The 13,816-nt window shown below is 63.7% G+C and carries 14 protein-coding genes; 8 read left to right on the top strand and 6 right to left on the bottom strand.

All coding sequences use genetic code 11. The features are described 5' to 3' along the window. Nucleotides 1–63: 63 nt before the first annotated feature. Entirely contained in the window at nucleotides 64–1,437 is a 1,374-nt protein-coding gene (locus ACFMBG_RS07905; RefSeq protein ID WP_421054163.1) for an ammonium transporter, read from the bottom strand. A gap of 386 nt (nucleotides 1,438–1,823) precedes the next feature. Next, nucleotides 1,824–2,540: an SDR family NAD(P)-dependent oxidoreductase gene (locus tag ACFMBG_RS07900; protein WP_421054162.1), complete on the bottom strand. Its 717-nt coding sequence runs from the start codon at nucleotides 2,538–2,540 to the stop codon at nucleotides 1,824–1,826. A gap of 230 nt (nucleotides 2,541–2,770) precedes the next feature. Between ACFMBG_RS07900 and ACFMBG_RS07895 the strand changes: the two genes are divergently transcribed. Together ACFMBG_RS07895 and ACFMBG_RS07890 are read left to right on the top strand one after the other, a co-directional pair. After that, the gene (locus ACFMBG_RS07895) at nucleotides 2,771–3,325 is read left to right on the top strand and encodes a sigma-70 family RNA polymerase sigma factor (RefSeq protein ID WP_421054161.1); all 555 of its coding nucleotides are present in this window, start codon (nucleotides 2,771–2,773) and stop codon (nucleotides 3,323–3,325) included. Then, the gene (locus ACFMBG_RS07890) at nucleotides 3,326–3,961 is read left to right on the top strand and encodes a ChrR family anti-sigma-E factor (protein ID WP_421054160.1); all 636 of its coding nucleotides are present in this window, start codon (nucleotides 3,326–3,328) and stop codon (nucleotides 3,959–3,961) included. A gap of 25 nt (nucleotides 3,962–3,986) precedes the next feature. Here ACFMBG_RS07890 and ACFMBG_RS07885 read toward each other — a convergent pair whose 3' ends face one another. Continuing rightward, on the bottom strand, nucleotides 3,987–4,712 hold the full coding sequence (locus ACFMBG_RS07885) for an SDR family NAD(P)-dependent oxidoreductase (protein ID WP_421054159.1): 726 nt from the start codon (nucleotides 4,710–4,712) through the stop codon (nucleotides 3,987–3,989). Next, a complete protein-coding gene (locus ACFMBG_RS07880; RefSeq protein ID WP_421054158.1) occupies nucleotides 4,709–5,479 on the bottom strand; it encodes a DUF1365 domain-containing protein in 771 nt (256 codons plus the stop codon). The genes ACFMBG_RS07885 and ACFMBG_RS07880 overlap by 4 nt, the downstream gene beginning before the upstream one ends. 124 nt (nucleotides 5,480–5,603) lie before the next feature. Between ACFMBG_RS07880 and ACFMBG_RS07875 the strand changes: the two genes are divergently transcribed. The 6 genes from ACFMBG_RS07875 to ACFMBG_RS07850 are packed head-to-tail and all read left to right on the top strand — an operon-like array spanning nucleotide 5,604 to nucleotide 11,874. Then, on the top strand, nucleotides 5,604–6,953 hold the full coding sequence (locus ACFMBG_RS07875; RefSeq protein ID WP_421054157.1) for an NAD(P)/FAD-dependent oxidoreductase: 1,350 nt from the start codon (nucleotides 5,604–5,606) through the stop codon (nucleotides 6,951–6,953). Next, entirely contained in the window at nucleotides 6,892–8,049 is a 1,158-nt protein-coding gene (locus ACFMBG_RS07870; RefSeq protein ID WP_421054156.1) for a class I SAM-dependent methyltransferase, read from the top strand. The genes ACFMBG_RS07875 and ACFMBG_RS07870 overlap by 62 nt, the downstream gene beginning before the upstream one ends. After that, complete coding sequence (locus ACFMBG_RS07865) at nucleotides 8,042–8,533, top strand: hypothetical protein (RefSeq protein WP_421054155.1); 492 nt, start codon at nucleotides 8,042–8,044, stop codon at nucleotides 8,531–8,533. The genes ACFMBG_RS07870 and ACFMBG_RS07865 overlap by 8 nt, the downstream gene beginning before the upstream one ends. Before the next feature lie 2 nt (nucleotides 8,534–8,535). After that, on the top strand, nucleotides 8,536–9,762 hold the full coding sequence (locus tag ACFMBG_RS07860) for an MFS transporter (protein ID WP_421054154.1): 1,227 nt from the start codon (nucleotides 8,536–8,538) through the stop codon (nucleotides 9,760–9,762). Next, the gene (locus tag ACFMBG_RS07855) at nucleotides 9,759–10,307 is read left to right on the top strand and encodes a DUF3833 family protein (protein ID WP_421054153.1); all 549 of its coding nucleotides are present in this window, start codon (nucleotides 9,759–9,761) and stop codon (nucleotides 10,305–10,307) included. Before ACFMBG_RS07860 ends, ACFMBG_RS07855 begins: the two co-directional genes overlap by 4 nt. 19 nt (nucleotides 10,308–10,326) lie before the next feature. Continuing rightward, the gene (locus ACFMBG_RS07850; protein ID WP_421054152.1) at nucleotides 10,327–11,874 is read left to right on the top strand and encodes a cryptochrome/photolyase family protein; all 1,548 of its coding nucleotides are present in this window, start codon (nucleotides 10,327–10,329) and stop codon (nucleotides 11,872–11,874) included. Nucleotides 11,875–11,944: 70 nt separating this feature from the next. Here the strand turns inward: ACFMBG_RS07850 and ACFMBG_RS07845 are convergent, their stop codons facing one another. Next, entirely contained in the window at nucleotides 11,945–12,217 is a 273-nt protein-coding gene (locus ACFMBG_RS07845) for a (4Fe-4S)-binding protein (protein WP_421054151.1), read from the bottom strand. A 93-nt stretch (nucleotides 12,218–12,310) separates the two neighbouring features. After that, nucleotides 12,311–13,657: a (R)-1-hydroxy-2-aminoethylphosphonate ammonia-lyase gene (gene pbfA, locus ACFMBG_RS07840; RefSeq protein WP_421054150.1), complete on the bottom strand. Its 1,347-nt coding sequence runs from the start codon at nucleotides 13,655–13,657 to the stop codon at nucleotides 12,311–12,313. Between the last annotated feature and the right edge of the window lie 159 nt (nucleotides 13,658–13,816).

Raw genomic sequence — 13,816 nt, 5'->3', positions numbered from 1 at the left:
CGGGAATTGCCCCAGCAAAAAAGGCCCCGGCAGATGCCGGGGCCTTTGCGATTGCAGGCGGTGTCAGGCGTTTTGCGCGCTGTCCGCGTGGGTGACCACGTCGGGCTCCAGATCCCAGATCTTGCCATCCAGGCCCTCGATCTGGTCGTCCTCATTCACCCGCAGCCCCACGGTTCGCTCCAGGATGAAGGCCAGGATAAGCGCCGTGACCACGCCAGTGCCGATGCAGACAGCCGTGCCCACCAGCTGCATCACCAGCGAGATTTCCCCGTGCTGGAACGCATAGGCGCCTTCCTCGATGCCAAAGTAGCCGCCGCGCGGGGTGCCGGCCTTGAAAAGACCCAGCACGATCATCCCGAAGACGCCGGAACCCAGGAACAGCGGGAACAGCTTGTGCTCGTCGATGCCGCGTTTCAGCGTGAACTCGTAGACAACGTAGGCCACGAAAGGCGCTGCAAGGCCGAGGACGAAGGCCTGCCAGGGCAGGTAGACATCAAAGCCAGACGCCCCGGCGACATAGCCCGCCAGCGGCCCAAGCAGGGTATAGGCGTACTTGCCTGTCGAGTAGGCAATCAGCAGGCCGGTGATCGCGCCGCCGGCCCAGACCAGGGCGTAGTTGTTGATCGCGATGCCGACGCTGGTGTCGGCCATGGTGACGCTGACCGCCAGCGCTTCGGGGTCAAAGAAGAACAGGCAGGACAGGATCACCATCGGCAGGCCGGCAAAGATCAGCAGCAGGCCGGGTGCGCACAGGCCGATGCTGGGCGCCAGATAGGCCGAGATCCGCGGGTGCGGTGCCATCATGCCCGGGCGCGCGCCCAGTTTCGGCGTGAACACCAGTGCCATGCCCGCGGGGAACAGGTACACGAAGCCTACCCCGAAGAAGTCGTGGAAGCCGGCATTGGTCAGCGGCCCGACCGAGCCCCAGGTCGCCCAGCTGAGGGCCGAGGACACCACTGCGGCGACGATGCAGGTGATGAAATAGGCCGGGGCCTTCATCCGCTCCGACACGGCGAAATGCAGCAGGATGTTGATGATCCCGGCAAACACCGCAAGGAAGAAGATGAAGATCTGGAAGGTGTTCAGCCCCGGGAAGGTGCCCGGATCGGTGTGATGCGCCAGCGCGTTGGTCATCGCGCCGCCCAGCCACCAGTCATTGATGGAATCCATCATGGTCGCGCCTTCCATGATGTAATACTGCCCGGCCCACAGGCCGAAACCGATAACGTAGTAGGTTGCAAACCCCAGGAAGAAGCCCAGCGTCTTTTCGATCGTCGAGTTGAACAGGTTCCTGCGGCGCGCGGTCCCCGCGTCGATCAGCAAAAGCCCGACAACCACCAGGATTGCCCCGACGACACCCGATGCGTACAGAATGTTCTGCACCAGCGAGTTCAGAGTGACTTGCTGAGCAAATATTGTGCTCACGTCCAATGACATTTGAATTTTCCTCCCGGTTCATTGCCATCTTGCCGAGTGTGTTTCCTCGGTTTTTTTGCCGGCACGCACAGCCGCATCAGGCGGGGCGCACCGGTGTGAAGCGCACCAGATCAGGGCCGGCTTGCGGACTCATCTGGTCTCAAGGGAATGATGCTGGGAAGAAGGCGCATCACAAAGACATTTTTTATTTTCCGGAAATGTTTTTTACCCTGAGTGCGCATATGGGAGGGTGCTTGCCGCATATGGCCTGCCAAGAGCAGCTGGTTTGCTGGAAATTTGGGCTCAGGTCCCGCTAAGAGAGACTGGTGGGCAGACCGCGCACGCGGCCTGACGCGGGTGCAAACGGATCATTCCGGCCAGCTGGCCACCCTCGCGCTCCAGGCTGTTCAAGGGTCAATGAGGCTTCCGTCCCAGGCGAAGCAGTACCCGCTTTGAGAGGGTGTCAGGGTGTCGATCACGGTCATCATCCTGGAAACCGAATACTGCGGCGAAAAGCATTTGTCCGGGGCAACGTTGCGCAGAAAGGGTCGGGACAGACCGCTTTCCACCGTGCCGGGATGCAGCCCGGCGGCAATGGCCTGCGGGTTGCGGCGGCGGATTTCTATCGCGGCAGTGCGGATGAACATGTTCAGGGCTGCCTTGGACGCCCGGTACGAATACCAGCCGCCCAGATGATTGTCGGAGATGCTGCCGACGCGGGCGGACAGAGCGGCAAAAACCCCGCGCCTGTCACGCGGCAGCAAGGGCAGAAAGTGCTTTGCGGTCAGGACCGGAGCCACCGTGTTGGCCGTGAACAGCGCCAGGAGTTTCCCGGCGCTCAGCTCTCTAAGGGATTTTTCCGGCGTGATATCCCCCTGATGCAGGATCCCGCCCGCCAGGATTATCAGGTCAACCGCGCCTTTCCTGGCGACCTGCCCCGCTGCGGCTTGCAGGCTGTCTTCATCCAGGTAATCCACGTGTATGGACTGCACGCCGGGCGGCGCTGAGGCTTTCGGGCTGCGGGACAGGCTGTGGATGCTGGCCTGCGGGTATTTCCGCGCCAGTTCACGAAGGAAGGCTGACCCGATCGCGCCGGACCCGCCGCTGACAACGATATTGCGCATCACTGAACTCTTTCTTGCAGGGGCTTGCATGTGTTACGTCCCGCAGCCGGAGGCGGATCAGGTCTTGGTGCCCTGGCCGCCCATCGGTGTTTCCGGGCGTCGCAAAAATTGCGGCGGCCCATGATCCAACTTCCACACAGGTCCGTATCCGGACTATGCTGACACTAAACTTGGACAGGCCGCCCGATAAAAACATCGTGCTTCGGGCATCCCCTGAGGGCAAAGCAGTAGTGTCAAAAGAGCAAACCTATTCGCAGCTCACCGTCTGGCTGCTGGCTGTGCGCGATCATCGGGACCGCGCGGCGTTCGGTGAAATGTTCGACTACCTGGCACCGCGCTTGAAGGGGTTTGTCATCCGCTGCGGCGCGCGGCCGGCGCTGGCCGAAGAGATTGTCCAGGACGTCATGCTCACCATCTGGCGCAAGGCGGCGATGTTCGATCCGCACAAGGCGCAGGCCTCGGCCTGGATCTACCAGATCGCCCGCAACCGCCATATCGATATCGTCCGCAAGGAAAACCGCCCCGTTCCCGATGAGCTGGGAGAGGATCCCGGAACAGAGCCCGATGCCAGCCAGATCCTCGCCCTGGAGCAGGAGAGCCTGCACCTGAAACAGGCCATCGAGCAACTGCACCCCGATCAGAAGGAGATGATCGAAAAGGCCTATATCGGCGATCTGACCCACCAGGAGATCAGCACCCAGACGGGCTTGCCCTTGGGAACAGTAAAGTCGCGTATCCGCCTTGGCCTGGGGCGGCTGCGCAAGGAACTAAAAGGATTGCGTTGAATGCCTGCAATCACACATCACATCCCCGATCCGATGATCGCGGCCTACGCGGCGGGCAGCCTGCCGCATGCCTTTTCCATGGTTGTCGCCAGCCACTTGTCCCTTTGCCGCGACTGCCAGGCAGCGCTTGGCGCGCATCAGGCGGTTGGTGGCGCGCTGCTGGAAGAGGCCGCTTGCGTGGCGATGTCGCAGGACGCGAAATCAAACCTCATGGCGCAGCTGGATGAGCCTGCCGCGCCGGTGCCGGTCTATGACCCCAAGGGGATCTACCCTGGGCCGGTGATGCAGTCTCTGAAGGGGCAGCCGCCGCGCTGGAAGACGCTGGGCATGGGAGTAAAACAGAACATCCTTTTCGAGGATGATCTGGGATCCGCCCGGCTGCTGTATATCCCTGCAGGCCAGGCGGTGCCGGATCACAGCCACAATGGGCTGGAGCTGACCCTGGTGCTGCAGGGCAGTTTCAGCGACGAGACCGGGCGGTTTGGTGTCGGGGATGTCGAAATCGGCGATGAAACCCTGGAGCACACGCCGGTTGCGGATGCCGGCGATCCCTGCATTTGCCTGGCCGCCACCGATGCGCCGCTGCGTTTCAAGGCATTCATGCCGCGTCTGCTGCAGCCCTTGTTCCGGATTTGACCACGGCGGCAACGGGCTGCCAGCCTCACTTGCCGCGGTAGACCAGCCAGTCGGGCAGAAGATTAAACGCCTTGATCGCGCAGGAGAAAGGACGGGGAAAATCCGTCCTGAACCGGCGCGATTGCATCGCCGCAACCACATGCCGGGCAGCATCTTCCGGTTCCATCAGCTGCGGCATTTTAAAGCTGTTCTTGTCCGTCAGCCGGGTTTTGATGAAGCCCGGGTTGACCACGCGCACGGTGACGCCGCTGTCCTTCAGATCATGCCGCATGGTTTCCGCAAGGCTGATCAGCGCCGCCTTGCTGGCGCCATAGCCGATGGATGCGGGCAGCCCGCGGTATCCGGCTAAGGAGCCGACCAGCGTGATATCCCCCCGGCCCGCCTTCACAAATCCGGGCACCACTTGCCCCAGAACCCGCAGCGCGCCGGTAAAGTTCACATCGCTCATCCCCAGCACCGCGCTGCTGTCCCAGTCCTGGGTGCGCATTGGCTCATAGGCGCCTGCGTTGTAGACGATGCCATCCAGCGGCCCGGCAAGACGGGCGGCTTTTCTGACCGAGTCCATATCGGTGACATCCACAGGCACCGGCCTTGCCCGGCGCAGCTCATGTGCCAGCGCGTCCAGCGCATCCTCTGACCGCGCCGACAAGACCAGCCGGGCGCCAGACTGGTCCAGCTGCCGGGCAACCTCGCGCCCCAGCCCGTGGCTCGCCCCGACCAGCCAGATGCTCTTGCCTGCAAACTGCGTCACGCCTTGCCGCCCGAGAAGGTCGAGCTGTCGGAGATCAACGGCTTCGGCGGTTCCGGCTTGCGCAGGAACGGCGCGCGCTTGACCCAGAGCTTGAGCGCCTGCCAGTAGATCAGCGCCACCACACGGGCCGCTCCCAGCGGCCTGCGCAAGGCAGCGCGCAGCAGCCCGCCGGTGGTCACCGGACGGCGCAGGCCATTCAGCGTCGCCAGCACGCCCTCGCGCCCATTGGTGTAGGAAATCCGGATGTTGAACGCCCGCTCCGTCATCTCGAAATTGAACCGGTAGCGCCCGGCCACCTGCTGAAACGGCGAGACATGCATCAGCTTCTCCGCTTCGATCACCTCGCTGCGCTGGATCGGGCGGAAATCAGGATGGGCCGCAAAATAACAGTGGCGGTGGCCGAAGGTGTTGTTCACCTCGGCAATGAAGGCACGGGGGCGGCCTTCCTTGACCGCGATCCAGAAGCTGACCGGGTTGAAGTGGAACCACAGGAAACTCGGCTGTGTCAGCAGCAGCAGCTGAGTGCCCTGCAAGGGAAACCCGCGCCGCTCCAGCTCCTCGCGGAACCAGGCGACGCCGCGCCCGTTGCCGCGGGGGCCGCCGTGGCGGCGGTCGTGGATCGAGAACAGGTTGAAGCGGTTGCGCGACAGCAGCGGCGGCGCGCCATCAGTCATGTCGGTCAGAATGTAGTCCACGCCGTAGCGGAAGGCGTTCTTCAGGCGGCCCCGGCGCGCGTGAAAGGTCTGTGCTGCAACATGTTCGATCATGCACCGGATACGCAGCCGCTGCCGCCCCGGATCACCTGCAAGCACAGTTTTATCGGGAAAGAGGTGATCCGGTTTCTTGCCCACGGCGTATCCGGTCCAAACAACAGCAAGGGAAAACCGACGCATGCTGGATCAAACTCAGGGGCCGCGCCGCAAGATTGCCATCGTGGGAGGCGGCATTTCCGGTCTGTCCGCGGCGTATTATCTGGCCGGCAGCCATGATGTCACCTTGTTTGAAGCTGCCTCCCGGCTGGGGGGACATGCGCGCACCGTTCTGGCGGGAAAGAACGGCGATCAGCCGGTGGATACCGGGTTCATCGTCTTCAACTATGTCACCTACCCCTACCTCACGAGGCTGTTCCGGGAGCTGGATGTGCCGGTAATCAAAAGCGAGATGAGCTTTTGCGCCAGCATCGACGACGGCCGCCTGGAATACGGGCTGAACAGCCTGCGGATGCTGGCGGCACAGAAGCGCAATCTGGTGCGCCCGCAGTTCCACAAGATGGTCGCCGATATCGTGCGCTTCGGCAAACGGGCCGAGGCCGCCGCCACCGATGATGACAAGACCATCGGCGAGCTGGTCGATGAGCTGGGCCTCGGCAGCTGGTTCCGCAACCATTACCTGATGCCGATGTGCGGCGCGATCTGGTCAACCCCGGTCAGCGACGTTGATGCGTTCCCGGCGAAATCGCTGGTCCGCTTCTTCCGCAATCATGCGCTGCTGGCCGGGACCGGCAAGCATCAGTGGTGGACGGTCAAGGGCGGCAGCATCGAATATGTCCGCCGTCTGGAGGCTGCGCTGGTTGCCCGGGGCTGCGAGATCCGCTCTTGCAGCCCGGTCCGGCAAGTCACCCGGCAGGCGGGCTGTGCTTCGGTGCAGGCGCAGGGCGCGGCCCCGCGCGTCTTTGATGACATCATCCTGGCCTGTCATTCGGATCAGGCGCTTGCCATTCTGGGGGGTGATGCCACCCCAGCCGAAGCCGCGGCGCTGGGGGCAATCCGCTATCAGCCGAACACCGCGCTTCTGCATTGCGACAGCCGCCAGATGCCCAAGCGGCGCAGCTGCTGGTCCAGCTGGGCCTACCGCAGCCAGGACGGCGGCGTCGGGGTCACCTACTGGATGAACCGTCTGCAAAGCATCCCCGAAAGCGATCCGCTGTTTGTCACCCTGAACCCCACCCGGCCTATTCCTGCGGACAAGGTCTATGACACGGTGGAATTCTCCCACCCCGTTTTCGACAAGGCAGCGCTGCATGCCCAGCGCCAGATCCGGGCGATACAGGGGCAGAACAACACCTGGTTCGCAGGCGCCTACAACCGCCACGGCTTTCACGAAGACGGCATCGCCAGCGCCATGCGGATTGTCCGCATGATGAATTCTCTCACCCCCTCCCCGGCCAAAGGAACAGATCATGGCATTCACGGACAAAGCCCTTCAGTCGGAATTTCTGACGGTCTGCGCGCGACTGCGTGAGGGGCGGCTGACGCTGCGCACCCCGGATGGCGCGCGCTATGAATTCGGCGACCGCGGCCCCGAGGCGGAAATGCACATCAACGACTGGGCCGCGGTCTCGGCCATGGCGGCGCACGGCCAGGTCGGTCTGGGCGAGGCCTATGTGCAGGGCCTGTGGGACACGCCGTCGGTCGACGGGCTGATGCAGCTGGCAATGCAGAACCGCGATCATCTGGGCAGCTACGATCAGGCCAGCCCGCTGAACCGGGCCAAGTTCCGCGTTGTCGACACCCTGCTGCGGGCGAATTCCAAACGCGGAGCGCGCAAAAACATCCGCGCCCATTACGATGTAGGCAATGAGTTCTACCAGCTGTGGCTGGATGACGGCATGACCTATTCCTCCGGGTTGTTCGGGGCGGAGGGCGATGATCTGGCGCAGGCGCAGACCCGCAAGAACGCCCGCATCCTGTCCCGGCTGGGCAGCGGCGAGCAGGTGCTGGAGATCGGCTGCGGCTGGGGCGGCTTTGCCGAACAGGCCAGTGCCGAGGGCCGCGATGTGACCGGCGTCACCATCTCGCGCAACCAGCACAGCTATGCCGAAAGCCGCCTGGACGGGCGCGCCGACATCCAGCTGCGCGACTACCGCGATATTGGCGGCAAATTCGAAAATATTGTCTCGATCGAGATGATCGAGGCCGTGGGTGAGCGCTACTGGCCCAGCTATTTCGCCAAGCTCAAAAGCAGCCTGGCCGAAGGCGGCCGCGTGCTGCTGCAGGCGATCACGGTGCGGGACGACTTCTTTCCGACCTACCGGACCTCCTCTGATTACATCCGCCAGTACGTCTTTCCCGGCGGCATGCTGCTGTCCGATCAGGTGATCGCGCAGCAGGCAAAATCGGCCGGGCTGCAGGTCGCGGACAGCTTTGCCTTCGGCCAGGATTATGCCCGCACCTGCCGGATCTGGGCACAGCGCCTGGCCGCGCAGAAGCGCCGGATCACGGAACTGGGCTATGGCGAGGCGTTCTTCCGCAATTGGCAATATTATCTGGAGATCTGCGCCGCCTCCTTTGCCATCGGTCACACCAATGTGGTGCAGGTGGAGCTCGCCCATGCGTAAGCTGCTCCTGACCCTCTGCCTGCTGGCGGTTCCGGCGGCTGGTTTTGCCTCGTCGGTGCAATCCCTGCTGCCGGGGGCCGAACAGCGCGGCGCGGCGACGTTCCGGCTGCTGGGACTGCCGGTCTATCAGGCGCGGCTGTTCACGCGGGGCGCGGCGCCTCTGGACTGGTCGCAGGATTTCGGCATCGAGCTCACCTACCAGCGCCATCTGAGCCAGGAAGACCTGGTCGAAGCTACCCTGCGCGAGATGCGGCGCCTGGGGCATCCCGCCCCGGCCCGCGCCCGGTTCGAGGCCTGTTTCCAAGGCGTCTCCCCCGGCGACCGGTATCTGGCCGTCAGCCAGGGACCGGACCGTGTGAAGTTCCTGCGCAATGGACGCACCGCGTGCACATTGAACCAACCGGGTATCAAGCACAGCTTCATGTCCATCTTTGTCGGCGCAAACACCCGCTCCGCCCGCTTCACCCGCGCGCTTCTGGGCTGATGATGCTGTATTCCCGCGTCAGCCTCTATGCGATGATGCTCGCCTCGGCGGGGATCCCGCTCTACATTCACCTGCCGCAGTTTGCGTCGGTGAACCTGGGGATCGGCCTGGGAGCGCTTGGCGGCATCCTGCTGGGGATCCGCCTGTTCGACCTGGTGCAGGATCCGCTGATCGGCTGGGCCATCGACCGCTGGCCAAAGGCGCAGCTTTGGTTCGCGCTGGCGGCGGCGGGCGGTCTTGCCGTCGGATTTCCGCTGCTGTTCGGCCTGACGGCAGGCCCCCTGGTGGTGCCAAAGCTTGTTCTTGTTTTGCTGCTGCTGTTCTCGGCCTACAGCCTGGGCATGATCCTGCTTTATGGCCGCAGCGCCACCTTGGCCAAGCAATCCACCCCGCGCGAGCTGATGACGCTGGCCGCCTTCCGCGAAGCCGGAATGCTGAGCGGCGTGATCTTTGCCGCCATCGCACCGGCGGTTCTGGTGGCGCTTGGCGCCGCGGGCCAGGGCTATGCGGCCTTTGGCCTGGTCCTGGGGGGCTTTGCCCTGCTCACCGCGACGGCCACCCTGCAGCTCTGGAGGCGCCCGGCGGTCACCGGTCAGCCGTTGTCGGCGATGGCCCTGACACAGGCCGGCGCGCTGCGCCTTCTGGCTTTGGCCGTGCTCAACAGCCTGCCGGTGGCGCTAACCTCCACCCTGTTCCTCTTTTTTGTCGAGGACAGGCTGCAGCTGACCGGCTATGCCGGGCCATTGCTGGTGCTGTTTTTCCTCTGCGCCGGACTTAGCGTGCCGCTGTGGGCGCGTCTCAGCCAGCGGATCGGGCCGAAACAGACGCTGCTGATCGCCATGCCGCTGGCCATTGCCAGCTTTGCGGGCGCCGCAGCGCTCGGCCCGGGCAGCCTCATGGGCTTTGCGGTGATCTGCGCGGTCTCGGGCGCCACCCTTGGCGCTGACATGGTGCTGCTGCCCGCCATGTTCAGCATCGCGCTGACCCGCGCGGGCCTCAACGCCTCCGCCGCCTTCGGCATCTGGTCCTTTGCCGGCAAGCTGGCACTGGCCCTGGCCGCCGCCCTGGCGCTGCCGCTGCTGGAGCAGAAGGGCTTCCAGCCCGGGGCGGACAACAGCCAGCAGGCGCTCAGCGCCCTTGCCCTGGCCTATGCCGTCCTGCCCTGCGTTCTGAAAACCGCTGCCTTCGCCTTTGCCCTGACCCTGCCATCAGAAAGAGCAACCGAATGAAACTCCTGACCCTCATCCTCGCCCTCATCGTGCTTGCGATGATCGCGAAAACCTACCTGTTCAGCTTCCGGTTCCAGTCGCCACAGGATTATGCGGACACCGGTCCGCAGTTCATCCTGACCGAACACCTGTCCGGTGAGATCCTGTCCGAAGGCGTGATTTTCGGCCCCACCGGCAAGATGGCCAACAGCTTCACCGCCAAAATGGTGGGCGAATGGGATGGCGACACCGGCACGCTGAGCGAAGAGTTCACCTATTCCAACGGCGTCACCCAAAGCCGGAAATGGTTCCTGACCCTTGGCCCCGGCAACACCTTCACCGCCACAGCCGATGACCTGGCGGGAGAGGCGCAGGGTATCGTGTCCGGCTCAACGGTGCAGCTCCAGTATGAGATCATTCTCCCCGAAAGCGCAGGCGGGCATACGCTGAAAGCCACCGACTGGCTGTATCTGACCGCTGACGGGGTGATCATGAACAAGTCGGAGATGCGTAAATTCGGCCTCAAGGTTGCGGAGCTGGTCGCCACCATGCGGCCTGCGGGATGACCTGCTTAGGTGACGCGTGATGACCCCCACAAACGATCAGTCTGCCAAGCGCAATCTCATCCTCATTCTCGGCGATCAGCTCAGCCGCAATATCGCCTCTCTTCGGCAGGCTGACCGGTCGCGTGACATCATTTTGATGGCGGAAGTTGCAGAGGAGGCCAATTACGTTCAGCACCACAAGAAGAAGATCGCATTTCTGTTCTCAGCCATGCGCCACTTTGCCCAGGAGCTGGAGGCAGACGGCTGGCAGGTACGCTATGTGCGGCTGGATGATCCCGAAAACTCCGGCAGCCTGACCGGCGAAATTGGCCGGCTGCGCGCGGAGCAACCGGTTGCCCGCGTGGTGGTCACCGAACCCGGCGAATACAGGCTCAAGTCCGCGCTTCTTAACTGGGCCGAGGAAGCGGATGTCTCCCTGGACATACGGCAAGACAGCCGGTTTCTCTGCTCCCATGAGCGGTTCCGCACCTGGGCGGAGGGGCGCAAGCAGCTGCGCATGGAGTATTTCTACCGCGAAATGCGACGCGAAACCGGGCTGCTGATGAATGGCGATCAGCCGGAGGGCGGCAAGTGGAATTTCGACCACGAAAACCGCAAACCCGCCGAGGGCGGGCTGTTCCTGCCGCGCCTGCCGGAAACCCGCCCGGATGCCATCACGGAGGAAGTGCTGGAGCTGGTTGAAGCCCGGTTTGGCAAGCATTTCGGCACCCTGCGCCCGTTCTGGTTTGCGGTCACCCGGGAAGGCGCGCTGCAGGCGCTTGAGAGCTTCACCGAGCAGGCTCTGCCCTGCTTTGGCGACTACCAGGACGCGATGCTGGAGGGCGAGCGGTTCCTCTATCACTCCGTCCTGTCGCACTACATCAATGCGGGCCTGCTAGAGCCGCTGGAGGTCTGCCGCCGGGTGGAGCGGGCCTATTACGAGGGGCACGCGCCGCTCAATGCGGCCGAAGGGTTCATCCGCCAGATCATCGGCTGGCGCGAATACGTGCGCGGGATCTACTGGCTCAACATGCCGGGCTATACTGAGCGGAACTTCCTAGGGGCCTCCCGCCCCTTGCCCCGCTTCTACTGGACAGGCGGCACAGACATGGCCTGCTTGGCTGCCGCCATCACCCAGACCAGAGACGAAGCCTATGCGCACCACATCCAGCGGCTGATGGTGACGGGGAACTTCGCGATGCTGGCGGGCGTCGATCCGCATCAGGTGCATGAATGGTACCTGGCGGTCTATGCCGATGCCTATGAATGGGTCGAGGCACCCAACGTGATCGGCATGAGCCAGTTTGCCGATGGTGGCCTGCTGGGGTCGAAGCCCTATGCCGCCAGCGGCAACTACATCAACAAGATGTCGAACCATTGCGCAGGCTGCCGCTACAGCGTGACACAGAAGACCGGCGAGGATGCCTGCCCGTTCAATCCGCTCTATTGGGACTTCCTGGTGCGCAATCAGGACAAGCTGCGGGACAACCCGCGCCTGAAGCGGGCCTACAGCACCTGGGACAGGATGTCTGAGCCGCGGCAGGAGGAATACCTCGACAGCGCGAAGAAGGTCCTCGACAAGCTTTGACCTGAGGCGTTTGGCCCCTGCCCCGCTCCCTCTGTTCAACCGGGCAGCGCACAGGTCGGCTCACATGGCGTCAGGGGAGATAGAACTTCCGCTCGCGAACTCTGTCCTTGTCCCGGACTTGGACCCTGCCACCACTGGTCCGGCCGCTGAACGACAGGGCGCCAGAGGGGCAGGCTGCGACAGCCTGTCTTATATACTCATCTGTTTCGGGGGCTGCGCTTTCGCCATCCTTGCCGCCAACAGCGCTGATCACGCGGGAGAGTGCCAAACCGCATTGGCCGGAGCTGCGGCACGTCGCTTCGTTGTAGCTGAGGCGGAACTGGCTGGCTTCGATTACCGGCATAATCTGGATCTCCCCGTTTGCTATTGTGCTGTTGCTGGTCTTCCGTTCTGATCGTGTACTCTCATTAGACAGCGGCGCCCGCCGTGCGGCGCTCTACCCGGCGGCCCTGACGGCCCCGGTGACAATATCAAGCGCCTTGGAAAGATCCCCCCGCGAAATGGTGAGCGGCGGAGACAGGGTAAGGACGCTGCCCTGGCTGATCTTAAAGCTGAGGCCTGCATCCAGGCAGGCGTAGTATATTCGCTCAGCGCGGGCGCGGGCCTGGGCCGTGTTGCCGCCGTCGCCAGCCATCTCCACCCCGAACATCAATCCACGGCCGCGGATGTCCGCGACCTGGGGCAAATGGCCAATCTGCTCCTGCAGGTACTCCAGCGCATATTGGCCCAGCTCTGCCGCGCGCTCCACAAGGCCCTCCTCCTCAATGATCTCCAGCGTGGTCAGCGCAGCGCGGGCGGTGACCGGGTTTTTCTCATGTGTGTAATGGCCGATGGCAAAATCGCCGCAAACATCCAGATCGCGGCGCGCCACGCAGGCAGCGATGGGCAGGATGCCTCCACCCAGAGATTTGCCCAGCGTGACAATGTCCGGCACCACCCCGTCATGCTGGAAGGAGAACATCTGCCCGGTCTTGCCGAGCCCGGTGGGGATCTCATCCAGGATCAGCAGCACGCCATGGCGGTCGCAGATTTCCCGCACCGATTTCCAGAACCCCGGCGGCGGCACGATGGGCACCGCCCGCATCGGCTCGGCGATGAAGGCGCAGTAGTCGCCGTCGCGGCCCAGCACATAGTCGATCATCCGGGCGCAGGCCGCGGCGCTGTCTTCCAGCGTCTTGTGGCCGTAAGGACAGTCCGAGGGGCTGTAGGGGGCGACATGCTCGGTGCCCGGCAACAGCGGCCCGGCGATATGGCTGCGGAAAGTGGCCTCGCCCCCGACCGAGGCAGCGCCAAAGCCCGCGCCGTGGAAGGCGTCCCAGAAGCTCAGCGTCTTGAAGCGGCCGGTGGCGGCGCGGGCGATCTTCAGCGCCACCTCATTGGCGTCGGAGCCGCCGGTGGTGAACAGGGTCTTGCCCAGATCGCCGGGAGTGATCTCCGCCAGCTTCTCGGCCAGCTGCACAGCGGGTTCATTCGTGAAGCGGCGCGGCGCAAACGGCAGGTCATCCAGCTGCTGCTTGATCGCCGCCACCAGTTTCGGATGTCCATACCCCAGGTGATGCACCGAGTTGCCGTGGAAATCCATGTAGCGGCGCCCGTCCAGATCCTCGATCCAGATGCCCTCGGCGCGGGCGATGGTGCTGACACAGGGGCTGGAGAGGCTCTGGTGCAAAAAGGCATCTGCGTCCCGCTCCAGCAGCGGCGCGGATTTGGGGCCGATGGATGTCTTCAGCCAGGCCTTTCGGGCTTGGGACGTGTTGGATTCACCTTCCGTATGGACAAGCATGGGCCGCCTCCGTGCAGGGGGTCAAAGGGAATGGGTGAAAAGGCCGGGGCTGGGTGGAGCCCGCCCCGGCCTGGCCAGGCTCACTCCGGCCATGGGAGGGAGTATGTCTTGACGTTTGTGAAGAACTTCATGGCTTCGATGACGCCTTCCTTGACGCCG

The sequence above is a fragment of the Leisingera coralii genome, from assembly GCF_049056525.1.
Classification (GTDB): domain Bacteria; phylum Pseudomonadota; class Alphaproteobacteria; order Rhodobacterales; family Rhodobacteraceae; genus Leisingera; species Leisingera coralii.
This window is presented reverse-complemented; position numbering and strand designations above follow the sequence as displayed.

Coding starts and splice junctions, on each gene's coding strand:
- ACFMBG_RS07905 (WP_421054163.1), bottom strand. CDS start 1,437: ATGTCATTGGACGTGAGCACAATATTTGCTCAGCAAGTCACTCTGAAC.
- ACFMBG_RS07900 (WP_421054162.1), bottom strand. CDS start 2,540: ATGCGCAATATCGTTGTCAGCGGCGGGTCCGGCGCGATCGGGTCAGCC.
- ACFMBG_RS07890 (WP_421054160.1), top strand. CDS start 3,326: ATGCCTGCAATCACACATCACATCCCCGATCCGATGATCGCGGCCTAC.
- ACFMBG_RS07880 (WP_421054158.1), bottom strand. CDS start 5,479: ATGATCGAACATGTTGCAGCACAGACCTTTCACGCGCGCCGGGGCCGC.
- ACFMBG_RS07875 (WP_421054157.1), top strand. CDS start 5,604: ATGCTGGATCAAACTCAGGGGCCGCGCCGCAAGATTGCCATCGTGGGA.
- ACFMBG_RS07870 (WP_421054156.1), top strand. CDS start 6,892: ATGGCATTCACGGACAAAGCCCTTCAGTCGGAATTTCTGACGGTCTGC.
- ACFMBG_RS07865 (WP_421054155.1), top strand. CDS start 8,042: ATGCGTAAGCTGCTCCTGACCCTCTGCCTGCTGGCGGTTCCGGCGGCT.
- ACFMBG_RS07860 (WP_421054154.1), top strand. CDS start 8,536: ATGCTGTATTCCCGCGTCAGCCTCTATGCGATGATGCTCGCCTCGGCG.
- ACFMBG_RS07855 (WP_421054153.1), top strand. CDS start 9,759: ATGAAACTCCTGACCCTCATCCTCGCCCTCATCGTGCTTGCGATGATC.
- ACFMBG_RS07850 (WP_421054152.1), top strand. CDS start 10,327: ATGACCCCCACAAACGATCAGTCTGCCAAGCGCAATCTCATCCTCATT.
- ACFMBG_RS07845 (WP_421054151.1), bottom strand. CDS start 12,217: ATGCCGGTAATCGAAGCCAGCCAGTTCCGCCTCAGCTACAACGAAGCG.
- pbfA (WP_421054150.1), bottom strand. CDS start 13,657: ATGCTTGTCCATACGGAAGGTGAATCCAACACGTCCCAAGCCCGAAAG.